Annotated in this window: 24 protein-coding genes; 9 read left to right on the forward strand and 15 right to left on the reverse strand. The window is 41.3% G+C overall.

Annotated features, from left to right (window positions below; genetic code table 11):
* Positions 1-78: 78 nt before the first annotated feature.
* The 6 genes from PJIAN_RS08525 to PJIAN_RS08550 all read right to left on the reverse strand — a co-directional run bounded on the left by PJIAN_RS08525 (position 79) and on the right by PJIAN_RS08550 (position 6,070).
* Entirely contained in the window at positions 79-1,398 is a 1,320-nt protein-coding gene (locus PJIAN_RS08525; protein ID WP_068704025.1) for a TolC family protein, read from the reverse strand.
* Between the two features lie 22 nt (positions 1,399-1,420).
* Positions 1,421-3,028 (reverse strand): DHA2 family efflux MFS transporter permease subunit, encoded by a 1,608-nt coding sequence (locus PJIAN_RS08530; RefSeq protein WP_084252337.1) that lies wholly within the window; start codon positions 3,026-3,028, stop codon positions 1,421-1,423.
* Positions 3,028-4,029: an HlyD family secretion protein gene (locus PJIAN_RS08535; protein WP_068704033.1), complete on the reverse strand. Its 1,002-nt coding sequence runs from the start codon at positions 4,027-4,029 to the stop codon at positions 3,028-3,030. The genes PJIAN_RS08530 and PJIAN_RS08535 overlap by 1 nt, the downstream gene beginning before the upstream one ends.
* A 54-nt stretch (positions 4,030-4,083) precedes the next feature.
* Positions 4,084-4,560 carry a MarR family winged helix-turn-helix transcriptional regulator gene (locus PJIAN_RS08540; protein ID WP_068704034.1) on the reverse strand — a complete coding sequence of 159 codons (477 nt, stop codon included), beginning with the start codon at positions 4,558-4,560 and terminating at the stop codon, positions 4,084-4,086.
* A 265-nt stretch (positions 4,561-4,825) separates the two neighbouring features.
* A complete protein-coding gene (locus PJIAN_RS08545; RefSeq protein WP_068704036.1) occupies positions 4,826-5,299 on the reverse strand; it encodes a nucleoside deaminase in 474 nt (157 codons plus the stop codon).
* A 6-nt stretch (positions 5,300-5,305) separates the two neighbouring features.
* Positions 5,306-6,070, reverse strand: a complete 765-nt coding sequence (locus PJIAN_RS08550) for an exodeoxyribonuclease III (RefSeq protein WP_068704037.1) — start codon at positions 6,068-6,070, stop codon at positions 5,306-5,308.
* Positions 6,071-6,517: 447 nt separating this feature from the next.
* Between PJIAN_RS08550 and PJIAN_RS08555 the strand changes: the two genes are divergently transcribed.
* The 8 genes from PJIAN_RS08555 to PJIAN_RS08590 all read left to right on the forward strand — a co-directional run bounded on the left by PJIAN_RS08555 (position 6,518) and on the right by PJIAN_RS08590 (position 13,976).
* Positions 6,518-7,927, forward strand: coding sequence for a DUF5723 family protein (locus PJIAN_RS08555; protein WP_068704039.1), 1,410 nt, complete (start codon positions 6,518-6,520; stop codon positions 7,925-7,927).
* Positions 7,928-7,970: 43 nt separating this feature from the next.
* Entirely contained in the window at positions 7,971-8,468 is a 498-nt protein-coding gene (locus PJIAN_RS08560; protein ID WP_068704044.1) for a hypothetical protein, read from the forward strand.
* A 49-nt stretch (positions 8,469-8,517) separates the two neighbouring features.
* Positions 8,518-8,916: an SHOCT domain-containing protein gene (locus PJIAN_RS08565; protein WP_068704049.1), complete on the forward strand. Its 399-nt coding sequence runs from the start codon at positions 8,518-8,520 to the stop codon at positions 8,914-8,916.
* A gap of 47 nt (positions 8,917-8,963) precedes the next feature.
* On the forward strand, positions 8,964-10,034 hold the full coding sequence (locus PJIAN_RS08570; protein ID WP_068704053.1) for a tetratricopeptide repeat protein: 1,071 nt from the start codon (positions 8,964-8,966) through the stop codon (positions 10,032-10,034).
* A 67-nt stretch (positions 10,035-10,101) separates the two neighbouring features.
* Positions 10,102-10,902: a hypothetical protein gene (locus PJIAN_RS08575; RefSeq protein ID WP_153802529.1), complete on the forward strand. Its 801-nt coding sequence runs from the start codon at positions 10,102-10,104 to the stop codon at positions 10,900-10,902.
* 69 nt (positions 10,903-10,971) lie between these two features.
* Positions 10,972-11,547, forward strand: a complete 576-nt coding sequence (locus PJIAN_RS08580) for a hypothetical protein (RefSeq protein WP_153802530.1) — start codon at positions 10,972-10,974, stop codon at positions 11,545-11,547.
* A 26-nt stretch (positions 11,548-11,573) separates the two neighbouring features.
* Positions 11,574-11,945 (forward strand): hypothetical protein, encoded by a 372-nt coding sequence (locus PJIAN_RS08585; protein ID WP_068704059.1) that lies wholly within the window; start codon positions 11,574-11,576, stop codon positions 11,943-11,945.
* Between the two features lie 42 nt (positions 11,946-11,987).
* Complete coding sequence (locus PJIAN_RS08590) at positions 11,988-13,976, forward strand: DUF2330 domain-containing protein (protein ID WP_153802531.1); 1,989 nt, start codon at positions 11,988-11,990, stop codon at positions 13,974-13,976.
* A 1-nt stretch (position 13,977) separates the two neighbouring features.
* Here PJIAN_RS08590 and PJIAN_RS08595 read toward each other — a convergent pair whose 3' ends face one another.
* Positions 13,978-15,909: an NAD(+) synthase gene (locus PJIAN_RS08595; protein WP_068704677.1), complete on the reverse strand. Its 1,932-nt coding sequence runs from the start codon at positions 15,907-15,909 to the stop codon at positions 13,978-13,980.
* A 243-nt stretch (positions 15,910-16,152) separates the two neighbouring features.
* Here PJIAN_RS08595 and PJIAN_RS08600 point away from each other — a divergent pair, with 243 nt between their 5' ends.
* On the forward strand, positions 16,153-16,581 hold the full coding sequence (locus PJIAN_RS08600) for a DoxX family protein (RefSeq protein WP_068704679.1): 429 nt from the start codon (positions 16,153-16,155) through the stop codon (positions 16,579-16,581).
* A 55-nt stretch (positions 16,582-16,636) separates the two neighbouring features.
* Here PJIAN_RS08600 and PJIAN_RS08605 read toward each other — a convergent pair whose 3' ends face one another.
* From PJIAN_RS08605 to PJIAN_RS08640, 8 genes are all read right to left on the reverse strand, one after another.
* Positions 16,637-17,413 carry a tetratricopeptide repeat protein gene (locus PJIAN_RS08605; RefSeq protein WP_068704061.1) on the reverse strand — a complete coding sequence of 259 codons (777 nt, stop codon included), beginning with the start codon at positions 17,411-17,413 and terminating at the stop codon, positions 16,637-16,639.
* A 5-nt stretch (positions 17,414-17,418) separates the two neighbouring features.
* A complete protein-coding gene (locus PJIAN_RS08610; protein WP_068704062.1) occupies positions 17,419-19,245 on the reverse strand; it encodes a BatD family protein in 1,827 nt (608 codons plus the stop codon).
* Between the two features lie 102 nt (positions 19,246-19,347).
* Entirely contained in the window at positions 19,348-20,076 is a 729-nt protein-coding gene (locus tag PJIAN_RS08615; protein ID WP_068704068.1) for a tetratricopeptide repeat protein, read from the reverse strand.
* 55 nt (positions 20,077-20,131) lie between these two features.
* The gene (locus PJIAN_RS08620) at positions 20,132-21,148 is read right to left on the reverse strand and encodes a vWA domain-containing protein (protein ID WP_068704072.1); all 1,017 of its coding nucleotides are present in this window, start codon (positions 21,146-21,148) and stop codon (positions 20,132-20,134) included.
* A 41-nt stretch (positions 21,149-21,189) separates the two neighbouring features.
* Positions 21,190-22,173, reverse strand: coding sequence for a vWA domain-containing protein (locus PJIAN_RS08625; RefSeq protein ID WP_068704074.1), 984 nt, complete (start codon positions 22,171-22,173; stop codon positions 21,190-21,192).
* Between the two features lie 26 nt (positions 22,174-22,199).
* A complete protein-coding gene (locus PJIAN_RS08630; RefSeq protein ID WP_068704075.1) occupies positions 22,200-23,198 on the reverse strand; it encodes an SH3 domain-containing protein in 999 nt (332 codons plus the stop codon).
* A 35-nt stretch (positions 23,199-23,233) separates the two neighbouring features.
* Positions 23,234-24,100, reverse strand: coding sequence for a DUF58 domain-containing protein (locus PJIAN_RS08635; RefSeq protein WP_068704077.1), 867 nt, complete (start codon positions 24,098-24,100; stop codon positions 23,234-23,236).
* Positions 24,101-24,209: 109 nt separating this feature from the next.
* Positions 24,210-25,205 carry an AAA family ATPase gene (locus tag PJIAN_RS08640; RefSeq protein WP_068704079.1) on the reverse strand — a complete coding sequence of 332 codons (996 nt, stop codon included), beginning with the start codon at positions 25,203-25,205 and terminating at the stop codon, positions 24,210-24,212.
* Positions 25,206-25,371: the final 166 nt, after the last annotated feature.

The raw sequence follows: 25,371 nt of genomic DNA on the forward strand, positions 1-25,371 counted from the left end.
TTGGGATCCTCCAAACAACAAAAGGCACTTCCAAACCGGAAGTGCCTTTTGCTTAAAAAAACTACTATCAACCTATTATTAATAAATTCTCTCTCCGAGAGCAATTTTCAGTTTCAAAAGACTAACGGTATAGTCAATACGCGATTTCATCACAGACAAGCGACTCTCTGCCAACGAAGTGGAGCTATCAAGCAAATCGAGATTAGTGATTGCCCCTGCTATATAATTAGTATCAGCCAACTTGTATGCTTGTTGGGCCTGTTGCAGTTGTAATTCTGTCTGTGCAATCTTTTTCAGAGCAGCATCAACGTTTGCCCGGCTTTCAACCACCTCATTTACAATATTCCGGCGGGCAAGTTCGGTATCCTGATCTACTCCGCGCAAGTCTGTCTGAACCTGCTGGCGATTATACTTCGATCTGTTTGCATCGAAAATAGGGAGCTTAAAGCTGACACCTACAGTATAATTTGCCTTAGGATCTCCCAATTCCGGAACATATCCATTTTTGTAACCGCCCATAGCAAAAAGGTTTAGCACCGGATTATTTTGGACATTCACCATCTTGAGGCGAGTATCCACCATCATACCACGCTGACGTACAATCCTCAGTTCATCACGTTGTCCCAGGGCTTTAACACTCAAAGCATCTGCACTTTCAAGAATTTCGGGAGCGTGAACATCCTTTTTCAGCAACACATTCGACTGCTGCGATTCTCCCAGGTACGAGTTCAACTGACATTGTAACACTTTGAGATTAGTCTCCAAATCGGTTTTCTGGTTTTCAATATTAGAAATTCTCACTTTAGTAGTAAGTATCTCATATTGAGTAGCCGAGCCTGTAGCCGCTTTCTTTTCCACAAAAGCCAAATGTTCTCTAAGCGTCTTAAGCTCCTCGTTCTTAATACTGATCGCTTCCTGTAAATAAACAATGGAATAATAATTTCCGACCAGTGAAAGAGACAGCTTTTGTTTCAACTGCTCCAACGACAACTGAGAAAGAACTTTTGCCTGATTTTCGAATGTGATATTCTTTTCAGTTTTGCCAAAATCATAAATTTGCTGGTTCACATTCAGCGATGCCGAATAGTTGTCGGCCGGATACAGCTGAAAAGTTCCCAAACCCGGCAACACGAACTTTGATGTCGGTCCGATATGCGAATAAGAAGATGAAATATCAATGTTCGGATAATAAGCCGATTTTGCCAGACCAATCTTAGCATTAGCAGCTTCTATTTCAAGTTCTGCTTTCTTCACCGAGGGATAATTACCGATTACTTTGGTAATAACTCCTGCCAAAGACAAAGAGTCTGCCTGAGGCTGAGCCACTTGATTCTGAGCTGTCAACGCCACAGGCAATCCACAAGTCAAAATCATTATGTATTTAAAAATATGCTTCATACGTCAATTTTTTATTTGCTATTTATTTGACTACCACGCTTTTCTTTTTAGATTGCGACAACAAAATAGGGATAAAACCTAAAAGAGAAATCACTGCTGCCAGAAAGAAATCATCATCAACTCCCTGAATGAATGCCTGCACATTTACATGTTGCAACAGCAAAGTTTGTCCTTGTTTCAGAGCTGTTGGCAATGTACTTCCACCGTGTTGCTGAATGTAGTATGCCATGTTTTGAGTGACATTCTGAAATGTCTGAGATGTCGACTCAATTGCCTGCCCGTAAACCTGAGCATGAAAACTGGTACGCGAAGTAAGCAACGTACTCAGAATAGCAACTCCAAGGCTACCTCCAATCTGTCGTACCGTATTTGAAATACTAGAAGCCTGAGCCATGTGCTCGCGCGAAATCGTCAGCAATGACATCGAACTAAGCGGAGCAAAAATCAATCCCATACCAAATCCCCGAATGTAAAGAGCCAACATAATAAACGAATGCTCCGATGTAAAGGAGAGATTGTAATTGAGAAAGAAACTGGCGGCCAGCATACTGATTCCGATAAGAATCGGAATTTTGGGATTGGTTTTGTCTGACACCAGCCCAACAATCGGCGACACCAGCCCCTGAATAATTCCCACCGGCAAAAATACCGCTCCCGACTGCAATGCTGTATATCCCAATGAATTTTGAAGATACAGAGGCAGCAAGAATGTACTACCAAACATACCCAGCCCGAAAATGAGCATAAACAAATTGGACAATCCGAAATTACGGTCGCGCAACAACCTTATGTCCAGCAACGGCGATTCCGTTGTCAGTTCTCTGGTAAGGAACACGGCCAGAGCGATTCCCGAGATAGCAAAACAGGCAAGAATGTGCGGTGCCCCCCAACCTGCCGAATTACTTGCTGCATTCCCTTCGGAAAGAGCATAAAGCAAAACAGGCAAAAAGATGATAACCGATACGAAACCGATAAAATCGAACTTACGTACATTCGGATGGATAAATTCCCGCTGAATGACAATGGTAAAAAACAATGCCAGAATTCCAACAGGGACATTCACATCAAAGATCAACTGCCAGCTGAAGTTATCGACCAAATATCCTCCCAGCAACGGACCGAATGACACGGAGGCTGCCGCTGCAATAGTCCAGAAACCAAGAGCAACACCGCGTTGTTTCGGCGGAAACTCACGGGTAATAATTGCCATACCTAAAGGCTGTACCGTACCGGCACCGAGCCCCTGAATAATACGCGAGGTAATCAGAGTGGTTTCATCATTTGACAACCCGCACAATAGTGACCCTAATGTAAAGACAAACAAGCCCCAGAAATAAACCTTCTTATACCCGAACTTATCAGCTAACCACCCCGAAGTAGGCAACATAACCGCCATTGCAAGCATATAAGCCGTCACAACCCACTGTATTGTATCAAGGCCCACTCCAAACGAAGACATAATCTTCGGCAAACCAACGTTTACAATAGTCGAGTCAAGCACCGCCATAAAGGTTCCCAACATTACATTGGCAAGCACAAACCACTTATAGCGCGGATTGCTGGGATGATACAGAGACTCGCGGTTTCTTAGCTTGCGGCGTATTCTGTGTGTTGTAGAAATTCTCCGCATTATTCCTTCACAATTTTAACTACGGCCGACATTCCCGTCAGGAATTTGAACGATGATAATTTCTGACCACCTTCGGTTGCATCAATCGAAATTTTTACCGGCACACGTTGTGTCACTTTTGTAAAGTTACCTGAGGCATTATTGGGTGGAATCAAAGAAAACTGAGAAGCTGTGGATGAACTTACAGTAAATACTTTCCCTTTGAAGATAACATCCGGATAGGTATCAATTGTAAAGATAGCATTTTGACCAAGGTGGAGTTTCTCCATCTTTGTTTCTTCAAGATAGACCAGAATCCAGAACTTGTTGTTATTGTTTACCGTATAAATCGATTGTCCGGGTTGTGCAATATCGCCCGGCAACAACCAGCGTTTTGCAATTACACCGTCGGCAGGAGCATATAATTTTGTATTGTTCAACTGGGTAGATATTACCCCAATTTGTGCATCGGCACTTACAATAGATGCTTCTGCTGTTTTAATTTGCGACTTTGAAACTTGCAACTGAGCAGTTGCTGCTTCATATTGAGCCTGAGAAGTTTCCAGCGCTTTTTTACTATGATCGTATTGTTCTTTTGTTGCAACACCACCGTTATACTGAGTTTTTGTACGCTCAAAATCTTCTTTTGCTTTTTCAAAAGCAATTTGGGCTACCTTGATACTCTTTTGATCAAAGATAAATTTTGCCTCTGTCTGTGCCTTATTAGCTTCGGTCTGTGCTTTGCCGGCCACAATCTGTTTCTTTTGTGCCAACAAATCGGCACTATCAAGTTCTGCCACAAGCTGACCTTGCTTTACGGAGTCACCTTCCTGAACATACAGGTGCGAAATACGCCCCATAATCTTCGAACTTACTGAAATATTGTCGGATGCGACATAAGCATCATCCGTTTTTAAATAGCTTGAATAATCCACATACCAATAAATTCCTCCTACGACAACTGCTATAACAACTACAGCCAAAGGAATATACACTTTCCAATCTTTTTTTACACCACTCATACCATTTTAATTTTAAGAAGGGCGATTCCCTTTCAGTTTATATTTAGTATCTATTTAGTTACCTGAACAACAACCGGCTTGAAGCGACTTTGCCATCTCATCCAACGTATCACGGATATAAAGTGAGCATTCATACATTTTGTGTATTTTAGCTTCGTCAAAAATGCTAAGATCAGCACGAAACGACTCCGTCATCATTCTTTTGATTTCCCTGAAGGTTTCTTTTCCTTTGTCTGTCAGCTGAATATAAATAATCCGCCGGTCGCGTTCATCGCTCAAACGCTCTACCAACCCTTCAGAAATCAGTTTATCAACCAACGCCGTTACATGTGGCTTTGGAACCGAAAGATGGTTCCCTATTCCGCTCATGGTAAGCTTGCTGTGATACGACAAAGCACCCAGAGTATACAAAGTTTGCGGAGACAGATTTGTTTTAGTTCGAAGCCCTTTGATAAATATCCGCTTCAAAATTGGAACAATATGAGCCAGATTTTCCGCAACGGAATCTATTTCACTGTTCTGTTTTTCCATCTTATTTCAAATTTGAATTATTACTATCGAATAACGGTTACAAATTTATAACTATTATCACTTCAAAACAATTAAGAAACTGTTATAATTATATAATGCAACTCACAAACACAACAACACACTAACAACTATTTGTAAATATGAATTTTACGAAACAAAACAACATACACGCCCCATCTCCAATTAATACAAAGAGCCCTTCAGACATTCATCCGAAGAGCTCTTTTTTAACAAAATTAATTCTGTTTTATTCCAAAAACAATCGTCAATATTCAGTTTTATCCAATTTTTCCGTCCATTCACGAAAAGCCAGTATCGCTTCGTCAGCCAGCATTTGTGTCATGTGCAACTGCCTTTTGTCCGGACTCAAATCGAGTTCCCGATAAATAAACGAGTCGTCAAAACCTATATCATGAGCATCTGTTTTGGTATTTCCGTAAAACAATTTATCGAGGTGTGCCCAGTAAATAGCTCCTAGGCACATAGGACACGGCTCGCAGGAACTGTATATCACGCAACCTGACAAATCAAAAGCATTGAGTTTACCGGCAGCCTCCCTGATGGCAACGATTTCGGCATGTGCAGTAGGATCATGATGCTTTGTAACGCAGTTTGAACCTTCAGCAATGATCACCCCCTCCTTTACTATCAGAGCTCCAAACGGACCTCCGCCACTCTTCACACTCGCGCGCGACAGCTCTATAGCTCTACGCATAAACAGTATATCTTCGTTATCCATCGTATTCTAAAATTCAAGTTCAGCCACAACAGGGCAATGATCGGAAAACATCACTTCGGGTAAAATAGAAGCATTCGTCAAACGGGATCTCACTTCTGTCGTAACAACGTGATAGTCGATACGCCAGCCAAGATTCTTGCTTCGTGCTCCTGCCCGAAAGCTCCACCAACTGTATCTTTCGCCGCTTTGATCGAATTCACGGAAAGTATCAATAAAGCCCAGCGCAACAAAACGGTCGAACCACGCCCTCTCTTCAGGCAAAAAGCCCGAATCTTTCGTATGACGTTCGGGGTGATTTATATCAATCGGTTTATGGCAAATGTTGAAATCACCGCAAACCAATAGATTCGAGCGTTCTTTTCTTAATTCCAGCAAATAGGCAGTAAACGCATCGAGAAACTCCATCTTAAAATCCTGGCGAATATCACCGGTAGTCCCCGACGGTATGTAAACACAAACAATGGTCAAATCGCCAAAGTCAGCTCGGATAACGCGTCCTTCGTTGTCAAACTTTTCAACGCCAATGCCTGTTGTATAGAAGTCAGGCTTTGTTTTACTAAAAATAGCAACTCCGCTATATCCCTTTTTCTCTGCCGAATTAACAAGACTGTTATAGCCAAGTTCCTCAAATAATAGTTGATCTATTTGCTCCGGCTGAGCTTTTGTTTCCTGCAAGCACAACACATCAGGCTGTTCCTGAGCCAGCCAATCTCCCAGCCCTTTACTTATTGCAGATCGTATACCATTAACATTATATGAAATTATCTTCATGATTGATCTCGGTTTTAATTATCTTCAAAACTATCGTTGAACACAAAGGTATAAAAAATAGGAACTATAAAAAACAATCGAAACCCTGACAAAAGATCGAAAACCGCCTTTTAAAACGCCATCCACCATATATTAAACAACACAAATATCTTGCACATATCCGTTAATAAATAAACTAATAAATAATATGTGTTTAATCATTATTCAGAATTACACATAAACACATATCGTCAACACAGCTAACAAAAAGCAACACTTCCCCATCACAATAAGCCATATATAACTCAATACAAACAAAATACAAGAGACAGAAAAACATCACACAGATAAAATACTGTTTGACATTTCATCATCAATCTGCAGCAAAAAAAATTTGCATCTATATCATAAATAGTATACTTTTGTAGAAAAGATCCCCAGGATATTTATACTACAAAATAGTCAATTATGAGATTCCATATATCTGCCTGTATTGCAATCGCTATACTTTTTTCCATTGCCGGTAACTCTGTCGCGCAAACAAACACGCTTTATTTCATGGATAAAATCCCGGGCAGAACTGGCGTAAACCCCGGATTTATTCCATCTCAGGATTTTTATATCAGTTTGCCGTCTGTTTATGCAGGCATGGGTAACAATTCGTTTGCGATGAGCGATCTTCTTAAATCCGTCAATGGATCAACAGTCACCCCATTTGACAAAGGGGCTGAATACCAAAGCTTTTTACATATCCTTAAACCTCTCACAGAAATAAAATCCGAAGCGACACTGAGTATTCTGGGATTTGGATTCCGCAAAAACAAGAATTATTTTTCTTTCGGATTATCCGAAAAAGTAGTTTCTTCTGCAAGCATACCCAAAGACATGTTCAGATTATTGCTCGAAGGTGTAAATCAAAACTCAACATCGCAACATTTCGATCTTTCCTCTTTGGCAATTGATGCCACTGCTTATGTAGAAACTTCATTCGGTTATGCACGTCAGGTTACTCCCCGCTTAAGCGTTGGTGGCAAACTCAAATTACTATTTGGCCAACTTAATACCAAAATGTCGTTCTCTCAACTTTCACTGAGTGGAACAGAAGCCCAAACGACTATGACCGGAGCCGGAACCATGCGCTTGAGTGTCCCCGGTAAAATATATGCAGATAAAGAAGGTTATCCTGATTTTGCAAACATGCACGGAGATGATTTTGGCCCGACAAAATTCAAAGGAACAGGATTAGGAATTGATGCAGGTGCTGCTTATAAACTCACAAAAGATTTGACCATCTCGGCAGCCATCACAGATCTCGGCTTTATCCACTGGCAAAAAAGCGACTGGGAAGGATCGGTAAAAGCAAATACAACATTCAACAATATGTCGTTTGCTGTGAATGGTGGTAATGATTTCGGAGCTGTACTTGATACGCTTAAACAATCTCTCCATTTCAAACCGAACGGGTCAGCTTATAATTCATCACTTACAGCCCATGTAAAAGTAGGAGCAGAATATTCTATACTGAAAGACAAAATAGGATTCGGACTACTATACGACAGCAGATTTGCAAGCTCTGCAACAAGCGGCACTATCACGGCTTCGGCCAACCTGCGTCCATTGTCATGGATAAACCTGTCGGTAGGTTACTCGCTCATCAACAACGAAGGAAGTAACATTGGGGCAGGACTAAACATCATTGCCGGACCTTTCAACTGGTACGTCATCACAGACTATCTGCCCCTTTCGTATGCCGAAGGCGGCATTCCCAAAATGAAGCAATGCAACGTGCAAACAGGAATATCTTTTGCCTTCAGCGCTCCTAAAAAGAAAGTACATAAGCAACAAGCAGAACAGACTCCACCGCCTCCCGGCAACTAAGCGAAACTTTTTGCATGACACTAACATTAACCCATAACTAACCATGAAAAAAACGATTTTTGTTAGTCTCTTTTTATTATTAGGTTCATCACCCCTTTATTCCCAATATGTTGCGGGAATAGGAACCTATATCAGCTCCCCACTTGCCGTTAACTCCAAAGACATTACCAACCCAGACCACTTTGTCTACGAAGTTAGCCTAAAAGCATTTACTACTGCCAGCCATTGCTTCGACATTATAGGAAGTTTTGGCAAAGAATATTACAACTTCACATTAATGGGAGAAGTCCACACTCCAATTGCATATCCCTTTGACTGGTATCTTGGATTTGGCGGACACGTGGGATCCTGGAAGAAAACCCATTGGAATGATAATGCAAAACACGACAACACGTTTGCCGGACTTGACGGCACTTTCGGATTGCAATGCACGTTAGCTCCCATTGCCATTTCTATCGGTGTACGTCCTGTATATAATCTCTACGGCGGAGATCAGTTTTATTGGCTTAAACAAATAGGACTGCGCATCTGCTTCTATTAAAGACAGTTTTTCAACCGAAAAACTCTGTTCAAATTCAAAACATAACCCTATGAAGCTTAACACTAAAGTAAAGCCAAGTAAAGCATCTTCCCTGATGGGTGCAGTAGCAGGCCTGTGTTTCACCATTTTTGGTATTGTTTTCTTTATCACTGTCAGTCAGGAATCAGGTTTCGACGACGGAGGAACGGTGATTACTCTGTTCTTTATTATTTTCATATTATTTGCGCTGGGCATTACCACTTTTTCGTTGGTAAACTTCTTTAGTAACAAAGGTCTGTCGGTAATGGACGTAGATATTAATCACGAAGAAATAACAGACAAAACAACGACTACACAAAACAGCGACATCGAATCACGGCTTGCGCAACTGGAAGACCTCAAAAATAAAAAACTTATCACCGACACTGAATATCAAAGCAAAAGAGCTGATATTCTGAATGAGCTGTAATCATACAACATCATTTTCTTCAAAAGCACCTTTAATTTTACAAGATCATGAAAACCAGATCGCAAATCAGCATACAAGTCCTCTGTCTGATACTATTGTGCTCATTCATACCTTCAGCCAGCAACCAAATAAACGCTCAAAGCGCTATCGGTCAGCTTGAACACATGACTGGAGTACGTATTGACAGAGGAAATACCTCTTCATCTTACAATACAAACACCAACAATTCCTATTCCGCCTCCTATTACAAGCGGCTTGAAAAAGCAAGCAACTACAATGAGAGAGCAATCCGGTTCATGAACTCCGGTGATTACGGCAAAGCCATCAGGATGCTCAAAAAGGCACAATGGTATGATCCGTTTAATGCAACTGTAAAATCCAATCTGGCAAAAGCAAGGGCAGCTCATGATCGTTCGCACAACGCCCCCGTTTATAAACCCGTCAAACCCACACCTCAGGTTGCAAACAATAACACAACAAACAACAATACGACATCCCGTCCCCGGCCTTTTCCGGGATCTGGAAACACAAGTCAAGGGACTGGAACAATATCCAATGGCAGTACTCCAACCAACAACAACTTAACCATAACAACACTTGATGGCAAGACCCGATCGTTAAAACTTTGTTATGACTATCGATACATGGCTTATAGTGATCCAAATAAAGGAATAGAAGAGAAAACTCCTGAAAAACTTAAACTGGAAGATTACAGAGAATACAAAATAGCCGAATACTATCTTTCTAAAATAGAAGAAGTTCCCGGAGGCAAACTACCTGCCGCTATTGGCACATTTATGCTCAATGTCACTAACAATACTTTTACGGCAGTACAGGATGCTACGGACGCTTTTGTTACCGGGAAGCTCACCGACGTAGAAATACAAAATTTAAGCGTGAAAGTAGTCATCAACAAATCATTAACCAACAACATTCAAGAAGCTGCCGTGGATGTTGCACACGATCCATACAAAGAACTCGGTGTCGAATATCTCGATCGCAAATTCGGAAAAATAAGTAAAACATTCTCTAAACTTGGCATCGACGTTGCTGAAAATGCTAAAGATTTATATGAAATCTACAAAGCTCCCTCCATCAGAGATGAACAAACTAAATAGGCTATTATCCTTTATTTATTATCAATCAAACATCTGGAAGACCATGAAGATACATACAACAATCACAATGCTTATATTTTTTGTAGTCGGATTGCAACCAATATACGGATCCAACTCCCCTGACACATTGCGTTTTGAAGGATTGCTCACAAAAGAAATATTGAAAAATACTGATATAAACGGAACGTTGCTTAACGACCTCGATGTTACACGCAACCATCATATTCTGTTGGCCACCGGCACACAATTCTATTTGTTAGGCTGGGGAGGCATCCAACCATTAGGAGGTGTATTCGATGGTCACATCAACGCCTTTACAATCAACAAGGAAGGATTTGTCGTTGCTATTCACAATCAGGATCTTTGCTATTTGGACAACAATGATAACCTGTCTAAGATACTCACTTTACCCAATACCAACATGGGAGTAGTAGCCGGAGATAGTTTATTGTATGTTTATGACAAAGACCCGATATCAAGATGCAACTTCTATGTAGTATTCAAGGGAGGACGATATATAAAACTGTTTACATCCCCCGTCCCGGTTACAGCGGTGACTGAAGTTAAAGGGAAACTCGTTTTCACAACAGGAACAAAAGTACTATCTTTCAATCCCGTTGAAGGTGAATTACAATCCATGGCATCGCTGGGAAACGGCAACAAAATCATTTCGCTGGCGTATGACAAACATAATGATATCATTTTTTTCTCAACGCAACAATCCATCTTCTATATCAAAAACACCAAAGTATATAAGTTGTCTGATCAATATGGAGGCTTTTTGAAGTTCTTTCAGGATGGCCTCATCATATTTTCACCTGAAAACAATAGCATGGTGCGGCTTGTAGGAATTTCCAATCAATTATAGCTGTGTTTTTGTAGCCAAACAAATTGATTTATCTCATATCTCGTAACTAACATTCAAATACCACGCCTCATGACACACAAATCTATCGCTTTGTTGGTTTCTTTAATGTTTTACTTCGTTGTATTTGCACAACAACAATCCATATCTACAAGTAAACCCACACAATACGAGATAAAAAAGCTCTGTCTGGAAGCAACCAAAACCGCCATCCAGCTCGAAATAGCAAACTACCAGCGTTGGATTGACGTGCGCAAACAACAAAACGCACCGGCCGAAGCTGCGGAATTCCAAAAGACGCTTGATTCTCTAAAAATCGAACTGGAAACATACCAGAAAATGCCCATAGACAAATACACGCTACCCGAAGGCAAACAAGCACCTCAGGATTTCTTCAGTCAGAACTTTGCAAGAGAGAGAATTACCACCACTGCCTGGGTTGAAAGTAATGCTCAAAACAATACGATACTACACGTCGAAGGGATGTCTAAAAGCGGTCCATGGTATCATCTGGTTGGTATCCTAGGCAACGACTATACACAACTCAAGCCCAACACTAAATACCGGATAACATTTTACACTGTCTATAAGCGTAATTATTGGAACATGCCAAGTGCTTACGTTTGCATAACATCTATTCAGAAATAAGTTTTCCACTCAAAAAAACATTTCCAATGAAGAATTTCTTTTTTCCAAAAGCGCTGTTTATTGTGATTATCGCAACTTTCATTTGTACTCCAATATTGAAAGCTACCGAACCTGAAACATTATTGGGTATCAGTTTCGATTACGACAAACAGGAAGTTACCATCACAGTTGCCAGTTCTGGCTGTACGCAAAAACAGGATTTTCAATTCGTTGTAAAAGGGAATCAGCTAACCATCAACCGCACAAGACCTGACTTTTGCAAAGCAATGGAGTCTCCTGTCAGTTTTATTTACTCCTTAAAAGAAGCTGGAATTGACCCAAACAAAGCGCTTACTATCACCAACAAATTTATCGTAAATCCTTACATTGCCCGGATAAAAAAAGCGCCAACCAAGTAAATTGTGCCTAATAACTAAACCATCACCTTATTCTTACCGTGTATGAAGTCAGGCAAATTCAATATTACATTTCGCTGCTTACCGTACATATTCACGCTGGTACTAATTAGTAGCTTTTCCAGCCCGCTTTTTGCAGACATGGGAGGAATACGAATCAGTGACGCGAAGGTTACTGAAACAGGGCAGAAAGCAATTATTCTCCACAATTTCGATGAAGAGATTCTCATTCTCGGTACAGATTTGAATGCCGATAAGCCAACCGGCCTAATCCGTTTCATCCCATTTCCATCGGAACCAAAAGTACAATTGGCTTCTCCAAAGGCTTTTGAATCTGCAAAAAAACTAATACACGAACACCAGCTAAAAAAGTTATTCTTCACGAAGAGTTCCACACACGTCAATAACGTTGAAATCACTTTCAATGAGCAACTGGGAGCACACGATATCTCTGTGATAAAAATCAATAACACAGCCGACTTTTCTCAATGGATTTCTAATTTTCTCGCCTCAAAAAACATTAAGTCTGAAAACGACTTTAAGGACATAGCAAAAATTGCAGCCGATTATACTTCGAGAGGAATCAACTGGTTTGTATTCGATTATGTTAATATTGACTCAACGACAAAAATGATTGAGCCAATTCAATATCGTTTCAAATCCAAACAACTCTACTACCCTCTTAAAACAACAAATTCTTTTGGAGGTGTTGGGAGCATCGACCTGATTACCATCTCTCCCTGCACACCGGTAAGCAATTTGGCTCCGGGATGTTTCGGGTTATTCAACATGCAGGCAACCTCTTCTTCCGAGTTACGAACTGGCGAAGTGACAGACATAATGCCGGACGCCTCGCAGTTTTTTGGAAAGCAGAAATTGTTTGTCCAAATGGCGCAATTCAGAGGCGATTATTCTTTTTCAAACGACATTCTATACGATTTTTCAAAGGGAGTTAACCATGCCATTTGGGTTGAGGAGGAGACTCCGGGAATTGTCTATAGTCGTTTACATGAAGAGGCAGCATACCGACCCGTTTCGCTTGAAACATTTCAACCAAAAGATCAGTCGTATTCCGTAAAGATTCCTACAGGATGGCAAAAGTCAGAGTCGGACGATATGCTGATCGATAAATCTCATCGACTTTACCTGTTTAATGACGACAAAACAATGTTATCTGTAAGTACAATTGCAGAACCAACCAAAACCGCCGAAAGATATTTATTTGACTTACAACGCCCTGATTTCAAGCCTCCTTTTGAAGATTACAGCAAAACAGAGACTATTCTGGTAAACGGACAAAAAGCAATACGTATTGATATCAAAACACAACGTTCTCCACTTTTAGGCTCTCAAGACAGTGCCATCGACGTTGTTAAACGATATGCAATATTTCCTCAAAAAGAAGGATTTACTGTTATTACAATGGAAACTCCAATATCCATTGCCCAAAAGCACCAAAACCTGTTTGAACTAGTTGTAAAGTCGCTTACTTTGAAGGAGAAACCAACGAAGAAGGCTACTCCAACTATCACTGATGCTGAATATAAAGTTTTTGAAGGCTTCTTCAGTACCCCTACAAAAGAACAGGCAAACTATCCACCATACTTTGAGTATATGCTGAGATCCCGTTCTGTTTTTGAAATGACATCAGTTATTAATGACAAAAACAAGACAATACCAAAGCTATTGAAAGATGTTTTGGGAAGCGATGCGAAGACAATGTTCGACAATTATCTAAAAAATAATAGAATCGAACACCGGATTACAGACCGTATACTTGTGCCCGACTTTTCCATCTATACGGAAGAAGCTTACAGAAAAGAGAAAGAACAACATGGCCTCAGTAGAACGCCGGGTATGTTTGGGCCAGGCACTTATATTTCCCGGGTGGGATTTAATGCCGCACAAAACAGAGCTATCTTTTATATATCAGGCAACTCTGCACCAATCACTGCATACTTTGTTATCATGAAGAAAACAGACGGACAATGGGAGTACGAAGATGCTCTTCTTGATAAGATGCTGATTCCTTAAACTACAGTCGTTCTATATCCTGAAGCCACAATGCTGCAACAGCATCGCTGGGCATACGCCAGTCGCCCCGTGGTGAAAGATTGATAGAGCCGACTTTTGGCCCGTCAGGCAAACACGAGCGTTTAAATTGTTGACTAAAGAAGCGTCGTATAAACGTCTTCAGCCATTTACGAATCACCTCGTTGGTATATTTGCCTTCAAAAGCATGTTGTGCCAGGTAAAATATTTTAGCCGGTCTGAAGCCATAGCGAACCATGTAGAAAAGAAAAAAGTCGTGTAGTTCGTAAGGCCCAATGATATCTTCCGTCTTTTGAACTATTTCGTCGTTCTCGTCCATCGGGAGCAGTTCCGGACTCACGGGCGTATCCAGAATATCATGCAAAGTAGCTGCGCTTTCTCCGCTTACCTTATGGTTGGCCACCCAGGTCACCAAGTAACGAATCAACGTTTTCGGAATGCCTGAATTGACACCGTACATCGACATATGGTCGCCATTATAAGTACACCACCCCATCGCCAGTTCGGATAAATCGCCGGTACCAATCACCAGTCCACCCTCTTTATTTGCAACATTCATCAGTATTTGCGTACGTTCACGAGCCTGCGTATTCTCGTAAGTCACATCATGAATATCTTCCGAATGCCCTATATCGCTAAAATGCTGAAGGCTGGCTTCCGTAATATCAATCTCACGAATTGTTATGCCCAATGAGTTCATCAGGTCGATAGCATTTTTATATGTCCGCCCGGTTGTACCAAAGCCCGGCATGGTTATCCCAATAATATTTTTTCTGGGCATCGCCAGTTTATCAAAAGTAAGGACGGTAACCAAAAGGGCAAGCGTAGAGTCCAATCCTCCGGAAATGCCTATAACAGCTATCTTGGATTGAGTATGAACAAAGCGTTTCGCCAAGCCTCCGATTTGTATAGAGAAAATCTCTTCACAACGTTTATCCAGTTCCAGGCCGGCAGGAATAAACGGTGTCGGAGAAACTTCACGGGAAAGTACGAAAGTTTCGATTTCGGGGACAGAACACTCAATCAGGCGATATTCAGGAAGGGATGGGAATAACGCAGTGCTATCCTGAGCAAAACCCGTGTTTTTTTGTCGTTCGTTAGCCAATAATTCAATGTCAATTTCGCTAACGAGCAACTGTTCTTCAAATGAAAAACGATCTGCCTGCGCAACAAGACGGCCATTTTCCGCCACAATGCCTTTGCCGGCAAACACCACATCCTGACTCGATTCTCCGAAACCAGCTCCGGCATATACATATCCCGCCATACAACGAGCTGATTGTTGAGATATTAGAGAAAGGAGATAATCGTTCTTAGAGATAATTTCGTTACTGGCCGACAAGTTAAAAATAACCTGAGCGCCCATGATTGAGTGCAAGGAACTTGGAGGGACAGTAACCCAAAGGTCTTCGCAGAGTTCTATCGCAAAACGGAAATCGACCTTACCAATCAGCAGATTAATACCAAACGGTGCGCGTTGCCCTGCCAGCTCAACCGAATCAACTATCGCATCTTTAGAGGAAACAAACCACCGTTTTTCGTAAAATTCATTGTAGTTGGGCAGATGAGTTTTCGGAACAACAGCAATGATTTCGCCTGCCTTAAACACAACTGCACAATTAAACAAACGGCTTCCCACTTTAACCGGCAAACCTACAATTGAGATAATCTTCAGATGAGCCGTTTCCTTCACTAAATTCCGTAAAGCATTCTCAGCCTCTGAAATAAGCAATTGTTGATGAAAAAGATCCGCACATGTGTAAGCCGTTATACATAGTTCCGGAAAACAAACGATCTGCACATCTTGCTGAGACGCTTTTTCAATTAATGCTTGAATGCGTGTTGCATTATAGGTACAATCAGCGACTTTGACATGCGGTATTGCAGTTGCAACTTTTAGGAATCCGTGGTTCATATACATTGGAATTTTCTATTGCAAAGGTAGGGCATTTTTTTAATGATTAAATAATCTGGCATTTCAATAAATATCGGATCATTGTTGACCGTTGCGTTTTGCCTATATCCAGAGAATGACGATCTTTCGTTGACCTTCAAATACATGTTTCTTCCAAGATATTTGGATTTTGCTCCCGCCAAATGTATCTTTGAGATATTAAAACATTATTTAGCACTTCATAATTCAACAAAAACTAACTGTATGAACAGATCGTCTTTAATATTTTCAACAGCCAACAGCATCACAATGGATGCCGCACTCTTTTTATTAAGATTGCTTACTGCCGGTTTTATGCTGACACACGGACTGGAAAAACTCAGTAATTTCAGCTCTCTTGCCGAAGAATTTCCAGATCCGCTTGGAGTCGGCCACTCTGCCTCCTTAATCATGATGCTTTTCTCTGAAGTTGGTTGTTCTCTGCTTATTTTGCTTGGTTTATTCACCCGCCTTGCAACATTGCCCTCCATCTTCGGAATGAGCATCGCATTTTTTGTCATCCATGCCGGTATGCCGTTTGCAGCAAAAGAACTTGCGGGAATCTATCTACTGCTTTACATCATCATTTTATTAATGGGCCCGGGACGATATTCAGCCGACTACATTATTGACAAGTGGCTCAAGAGAGAGTAAAAACAAATAAGGCGCCAAACTATGTTTAGCGCCTTATTTGTTTTAATTAGAATGCTTATATTTTTTCGATACTTGTAGCAGGGATAAATCCGGCATTGCCGTCAGGCAGTTCCACTTCCGTCCATCCGGAAACGCTGTTTTTTATCGTTACCTTGGTACCGGCATGCATCACAAACATATCCTTTCCATTCAAAGCCGGAGAATCTTTGGCTGTAACAGAACCCACCATAATGATTCCATCAGTAGAGTTAACCACTTTATTGCTTTGCTTTACCGCATACCCAACCGATATCAATGCAATTACAAATGAAGCAATTGCAACATTGAATGTGGTCTTCCGCAATGAACGGTAACGCCCGAAAATAAAAACAAGGAAAGCCGTAAGGGCCAGCATAAACAAAATAACGCTAAATACTGCCCATCCGTTGGACGACATAATATCGCCCAGATTATTGACCCATTGTTTCAAAAAGAAGACAGATGTTACATCAACATTATCCACGACCTTCTTCTGCGCTATTTCCAGATTAAACTCAGCATCATCATAATTCGGCTTTAGCAACAAAGCACGATTATAATTCAAAATAGCTTTTGCTATATCACCCGAACGATAATAGGCGTTCCCGAGATTGTAATATAATTCAGCAGAAGAACCCTGCGACTGCAACACCATTTCATACTGCTGAACAGCCGCTGTATAATTTTTCTGGGCATACAATACATTTGCTTCTTTCACAGATGCCTGTTGAGCAAACACGACCAACGTCATTAATGCAAATATGCAGATAACAAAAGGTCTTTTCATTCCGGTTTTATATCTTAACATTTCCATTCTCGTTATTTTTTAATGCATCCTTCCAACGCTTCAATAACTGCAACTGCCTCTGCAAACACCTTGTCAAGGGCATCATTAGACGTTACAGGTGCATAACGTGCAAACTCACATGTATTGAGCAGTTCCATGTAACGACCGATAAGAGCCTCCTCTACTGAATGAGCTTCCAGTTCCGCTTTCATTGTTTCCTTCGTCAGATCAGCAACCGGAATGTTGAGCTTATAACTCAGATAACCCCAACAAGCTCTCAACACTTCATCGTAGAACGGTTCTTTTTTCTGGTCTTTGAGATATACAGATGCCTGTTTCAACCGTTTCAATGCCATTTTATTAGCTTTCCGGTTGCGAACCAAAGCAATATTTGCGTTATCGCGTGCTTGTTTGCGGAACAGGAAGTATAATATCACCGCAATTAACAGAGGTATGATATACAGCAACCAGAAACCAACTGATTTAATCAAAAATTCAGGTTGCTTCGAGACACTAAAATCACCCGTATTGATATAACGAATATCTTTATTCAGCACCTTTATATTCTCCTTTTGTGTGTAGTTGTCAACTACTGTGGATGAACTACCCGATCCCTTATCTACATGAATCTTATATTGCGGTGTAGAAACGGTTTTATACGTATGGGTCGATACATCAAAATACGAGAACGAAACGGGAGAGATGACAAAGTCACCCGGCTGACGGGGAATAGCAAGATATTCCATTGTCTTTGTACCGGTAACGCCCGATGCAGAAGGTCTGTAGTTATTATCCACCTTCGGTTCGTAAGCCTCAAAATCGGCCGGATATTTTAGTGGCAACGTATTTATCAGCTTCAGATTACCTGTACCGGAAATAGTAATACGAATCGTAACAGGTTCGTTGGTTTTCATGGTGGTTTTATCAATCTGCGCATTCACATGAAAGTCGCCAACAGCGCCTGTGAATGTTGCAGGTTTACCTGCAAGAGGCAACGGAGTGACGTTTATGCGGATTGACGGGGCAACCAGTGTACGTTTTACATCCTGGTACGTATCGAAGAAATCGTCGAATATACTTTTTACTTTCCGTTGGTTACGCAAACGAAAACCAAATGTTCCCGAAGCCTTTTCAATGTCATACGTTCCTGAGCGTTGAGGAAACAAAAGCACCTGATAGAGAACAAAGGTTGTATAATTGTGCCCTTTGTAATTTTCAAGTTGCGGACGCTGATCTGTCGGCAGATCTATTTTCTGCATCACAAACCCTTTAAACTCGGGCAATTTAAAACTTTCCACTCCCAATACATCCGGCAAAGAATAAAGCTTGTAAGTAACAAGAAATGCTTCCTGTTCGTACACTTTTGTCTTGGTAACATTGGCCTTCAAAAAAGCGTCTCCCGACGAAAGGGAAACTGACGAACTTCCGCCGCCCTGAGGTTCTCCGCCGCCGCTATTACTATTTGCCTTTGCATTCTTATCCTGCGGGAGCACCTTGAGTGATAATCCATTGGAAACGAGACGCTGCTTAGCAACGGTTATAGTTGCGGGACCTACCGGAAACGTTCCGAGTTTACGGGCCATCAATGTATAAGTGATTGTCAACGAACCGCTATAATGACCATTAATCATCTGCTGCGAACTGGTGGTATATGGGCCTGCCAAAATTTCAAAATTACTCAGATCCGGCAACCTCAGTTCATCTGCATCTGCAGCAGTATTTATAACATACGATAGTTGGAACGGTGAACCTAAAACGACTGATGAAGGAGCCTTCGCCACAAAAGAAATTTTTTGTGCGCTCAGTTGACCGGCACCCAACAGTATCAGTGCGAATACCAATAGACTGTATTTCTTCATTTTATATTTCGATTTCTATACGCTGAATTGTAAACTAAAACGGCAATATTAATTTCTTTGCTGTCAATAACTTCCAAATCGTTCTGTTATTAACAACACATATTACCAGTCTTTTTCGGGATTTTGTGAACGTGCCTTGGCTTTTCGCTCATTCATTTTTTGCTGCACGTTCTTTTCATTTTGCTGAATAGCATCCAGAATCTGCTCTGCATTTTGTTTCGACATGCCACCACCCTGAGGCTGCTGTTGCTGGTTTTTATTTTGTTGGTCTTTATTGTTTTGATTCTGGTTATTATTCTGCTGATTGTTATTCTTCTGATCCTTCTTGTTCTGATCTTTTTTATCCTGCTGCTTTTGCTGGTCTTTGTTCTTTTTATCTTTATTCTTGTTCTTGTTCTTGTTTTGCTGATTTTTCATCATGGCCTTTGCGAACGCATAATTAAAGCGGGTTTCATTGTCATCCGGATTCAGCAGCAAAGATTGTTTGTAAGCTTCCAAAGCCTTATCATACTGTCTTTGTGTCATCAGCGAATTCCCAAGATTGTGCATTGCAGAAGCCATCCTCTTTTTATCCTGAGTAAGAGGCAATGCCTGTTTGTATGCATTTAATGCTTCTGCGTACTTGTTTTGTTTATAGAGTGCATTTCCAAGATTGTAGTTCGCTTCAAACGACTTTTTATTCTTTTTCAGGGCATCTCTGTAAGCACTTTCTGCTTCAGTATATTTTTGCTTATTATATAATTTGTTTCCGGCATTCACATTTGCACTTTCTTTCTGAGCAAAAGACGGTACAAATGCCAACATTCCGAGTAAAATAAAAAGAGTTCTCATAATTTTCTGCGATGATGTTTTATTACAACAAATTCAATTTCTGCATGTTGCAATATTAAAACCATTTAAATCTGTTGACCCATTTATTCTGGCGGCCAAGGATAGCAATCTCAATGACTAACAGAAAAAAAGCCAACCATGCCATCGTCGTAAACTGTTCGTCACGCGAAGAATAAATTTTGCTTTCGACAGGTGCTGTTGCCAGTTTATCCAGTGAAGAAGTCAGCGCCTTTAACGCTCCGTTAGAATTATCGGCTCTTACATACATTCCTTTACCGGCAGCTGCAACTTCTTTTCCCATCTGCTCATCCAACTTTGAAATAATCACATTACCACTGAGATCTTTCTTATAGCTCATTGTCCCTGCGGCTGGGATAGGAGAACCTTCCGGAGTTCCAATACCCACAACATTCACCATAATACCTTTTTCCGCTGCAAGTTTAGCAGCATCAATCGCATTATCCTCATGGTTTTCAACGTCTGTTATTACAATAATGGTCTTACCTGTCTTTGCATTTGTTGATAATCCCTGAATTCCAAGATCAATAGCCGAACCGATGGCTGTTCCCTGCCGGGAAATCATTCCCGGTTCTATTGAAGAGAGGAACATCTTTGCTGCGACATAATCCGCCGTCAGTGGAATCTGCATTTGAGCCTCTCCGGCAAACACAATAACGCCAACTTTATCGTTGCTCAATGATTCGGACAGCTTCGACAACATTTGTTTGGCCTTTTCAAGCCGGCTTGGAGATACATCTTTCGCCAACATTGAGTTGGATACGTCAAGTGCAATCATGACTTCGATACCTCTTCTTTTTACCGATTCGGTACTGGCCCCGAACTGAGGACGTGCAATAGCTAAGATTATAAGCGTAAGTGCTGCCAGTGTCAGGTAGAATTTAATGCGTTGCCGTGTTTGCGATACATTGGGCATCAAATCCTTCAGCAATTCGTAATCGCCGAATTTTGCCAGTTTCCTTTTCCGAACCAAGTTACTGTAATAAAACAACCCAAGAAACAGAGGAACCAACAGCAATAAAAAAAGATAATTTGGTTGTGCAAAATGAAACATCGTGTCTAATTTTTAATCATCTCCGGATTTTAGTTCGCTTATTATGGTATTCTACGCAACATTGTATAGCGCAGTGCGAGTTCTCCGCCCAGTAAGAGTAACGCCAACAAAGCAAATCCTGTATAAACATCACTCCGACGATTATATTCTTTTACTTCTAGCTTATGCTTTTCCAATTTATCAATATCCTGATAAATAGATTGCAGCGTATTATTGTCGGTTGCCCGGTAATATTTCCCATGTGTCATTTGAGCAATTTGGGCTAACGTACTTTCATCAAACTCCACAGGCATGTTCTGGTATTGCAATCCAAACGGAGTTTGAACCGGCATTGGTGCTACACCTCGAGTACCGACCCCAATCGTATAAACTCTAATACCAAACTGTTTGGCTATTTCGGCCGCAGTCAAAGGAGCAATATCGCCGGTGTTATTCGATCCGTCAGTCAAAAGAATAATAACTTTCGACTTTGCATGGCTATTGCGCAATCGGCTGACAGCACTTCCAAGTCCCATTCCGATTGCAGTACCGTCATCCACCATACCAAATTGCACACTGTGCAACAAACTGATCAATGCCGCGTGATTAGTAGTCAACGGACATTGGGTAAAGCTTTCGCTGGCAAAAATCACCAAACCGATATTGTCGTTAGGACGACTGTTAATAAATTCAGTCGCTACTGCTTTTGCTGCATCAATACGGTTTGGACGAAAATCTTTAGCAAGCATTGTCCCCGATATATCTACCGCCATCATTATATCAATACCTTCAGAAGTAGAATCGGTCACTGAATCGGACGTTTGTGGACGCGCAATAACAATAATCAAAGCAATAATTGTCAGCATACGCAGTGCAAACGGAACATGCCGCAGGTAAAGCCTCTTCGTCTTTTTAAAACCCGCAAAATAACGCGTTGATGAAATTTGCAGGCTGGCATCCGACTTGCTCAATCTCATAACATATCCCGCTATCAGAGGGATAAGAATAAGAAGCAAAAACAGATATTCCGGATTTTTAAAGATCATATCCAAGATAATTTTTCAGTTCAACTTTAGTGAAGCTTCGGCACTGAAGCGTCTTCAGCAGCTTCAGTTTTGTCATCAACAACCGGCTCTTCCACAACGACGGTTTCTTCCACCTTTGTCTGGTTTACAAACAGATAACAAATATTCAGACTAAGTTCATTTTCTTCCGGCTGTGGATGCCATTTTGCAAACTTCACCAGATCACCTATTTGCAAAAGCTTTTTCAGGCTATCATATGCCGCGGGATATTCTGTCTGAATCATCCGGGCTTCATCCAGTATCTCAGCAGAGGTCATTTCAAGAGCCGATATATTGAATCGGGCTTCCATATACACCCTTATCACTTCTGTTAGGCGAGTATAATATTCTTTTTCCCGTCCATGCTGCCATAACTTTTGAGAACTGATCTGGTCAAGTTCCTGAATAGCTTTCTGATAAGGAAGCAATACATGTACCGTCTTTTCAATAAACGGTATCGGTTTTTTCAGAACATATTTCCAAACCACATATACAATTGCGGCCAAAACAATCAGAATCAAAGCAATGATGAGGATCATTCTGAAAAATGCAGCCCAATCGAACGGAGGCGCATAGACTTTTTTAATATCGAAAATGGATTGTTTGGCGGTATCTACGCTGTAAGTGATAACCTTCAACGACAACGCATTAGTCTTGAAAGTATCGCGTCCTGAAATCAATTTATAGGACGGGATATAGTAAAGAGCCGAATCGAAAGAAGTAACGGTATAGGTTTGTTTCACCTGAATGCGGTCATGCCCCAGGTCTACAGTATCCATTTTTGGTTTGCCAAGAATATTTACGCCAGTAACCAGCGTATCGGCAAGCAATGGAAACCGTACAACCATATGCTTTGGCTGAGCTACTTCAAAAGATAAATGCGATTGCTTTCCTATCAGAATCAAGGTCGAATCGATAGATGCCTTTACCGAAATCTGCTGACTATATCCATTATGAGCAAGCAACAGGGCAAAAAAGAAAAGCAATAATCTGTAAAATGTTCTCATGTTTTAAGCTTATTAAGCAGGGAATTCTCACAATATCAACTTCTCAGCTTGAAAAGCCGCATTAATGATTTCACATAATCTTCGTCGGTACTGATCGACACTGAATCGACATTACATTTGGCCAGTACCTGTTGCAAGGATATTTGGTTTTCTCCCCACCAGTTATGATATGCCATACGCAAACGGCGATCCGAGGTATCTACCCACAAACGTTCTCCCGTTTCGGCATCTTTCAGTTTTACCAAACCAATATCGGGCAATTCTGTTTCGCGCGGATCATATACCTGAAGAGCCACCACATCATGTTTGCGGTTGGCAATCATCATCGCGCGTTCAAATTCGCCGTCAATAAAGTCGGAAATGAGGAATGCCGTGCAACGACGTTTGATGGCATTGGTAAAGTATTGCAGTACCTGCGACACATCTGTACGGGAACTTTCGGGCTGAAAATCGAGCAACTCCCGAATGATGTACAAAATATGTTTTTTCCCCTTTTGGGGAGGAATGAATTTTTCAATCTTGTCCGAAAAGAAGACCACCCCGATTTTATCTTTGTTCTGAATCGCAGAGAATGCAATCGTTGCGGCAATTTCCGTCATCAGGCTACGCTTGGTTTGGTTCACTGTACCAAAATCGCGGCTACCCGACACATCCACCAGCAACATCACGGTAAGCTCCCGTTCTTCTTCGAAAACTTTGACATAAGGATGATTGAAACGAGCCGTAACATTCCAGTCAATGCTACGAATATCGTCACCGAACTGATATTCGCGCACTTCCGAAAAGGTCATACCTCGCCCCTTGAAGGCCGAGTGGTATTCGCCGGCAAAAATATTGCGCGACAAGCCACGGGTCTTTATTTCAATCTGCCGGACTTTTTTTAGTAATTCCGATGTTTCCATTCAATTGTTATTCCAATTTCAGGTTTCAAATTCCAAAATTCTATTGTGGCAGGCTTTCTAAGCCGTCACATTAGCACTTTGGCATATTGCCTCACTGGCACATTGAAAATCAGGGTACTTCAACTGCGTTCAGAATTTCGCTGATAATTTCTTCCGAAGTCATATTGTTGGCTTCTGCTTCGTAGCTCAAGCCGATACGGTGGCGCAATACATCGAAGCAAACGGCACGAACATCCTCCGGAATCACATAACCGCGGCGTTTGATAAAGGCATACGCTTTTGCGGCCAGCGCCAGATTGATAGAAGCACGTGGCGAACCACCGAACGAAATCATGCTGGAAAGATTTTTGATTCCGTATTCATCCGGGAAACGGGTAGCAAATACGATATCAACGATGTAACGTTCGATTTTTTCGTCAATATACACTTCGCGAACCACATTACGGGCTGTTACAATATCTTCCGGTTTCAACATCGGTTTAATTGTAGGCAACGATTCCGACATATTGAGACGGATAATTGCTTTTTCTTCCTCTTTCTTCGGGTAATTGATAATCACCTTCAGCATAAAACGGTCAACCTGAGCTTCCGGAAGAGGGTAAGTACCTTCCTGTTCGATAGGGTTTTGAGTTGCCAAAACGAGGAAAGGCTCTTCGAGTTTGAAAGTATGATCACCGATGGTCACCTGACGTTCCTGCATCGCTTCGAGCAAAGCACTCTGTACTTTTGCCGGAGCACGGTTAATTTCATCGGCCAATATGAAATGAGAAAAAATCGGGCCTTTTTTAATCGCAAACTCTTCTTTTTTCTGACTGTAAATCATTGTACCGATAACGTCAGCAGGTAAAAGGTCTGGAGTAAACTGAATACGGCTATAGTTGGCATCAATCAGTTGCGCCAGTGTTTTGATAGCAAGTGTTTTTGCCAAACCCGGCACACCTTCGAGCAATACGTGTCCGTTTGAAAGCATACCGATCAGCAAGGATTCTACCAGATGCTTCTGGCCGACAATCATCTGATTCATACCCATAGTCAGGGCATCGACAAACGCACTTTGCTTTTCTATGCGCTCATTTAATTCTCTGATATCAACTGTTGGATTCATCATAAATTTAGTTTGTTGATTATAGAATGAAGCGACCCGATTCTCCGGGATTCTCTTCTTTATTTATTCCAATAAAAGTATCTTTCGCCAATGGTTGTAATGTAAAACTCAACGGCGTGTAAATAAATGTTTACCCACTATTTCGTAAGCCGGCTACTCGTTTTAA

The organism is Paludibacter jiangxiensis, from assembly GCF_001618385.1.
GTDB lineage: Bacteria > Bacteroidota > Bacteroidia > Bacteroidales > Paludibacteraceae > Microbacter > Microbacter jiangxiensis.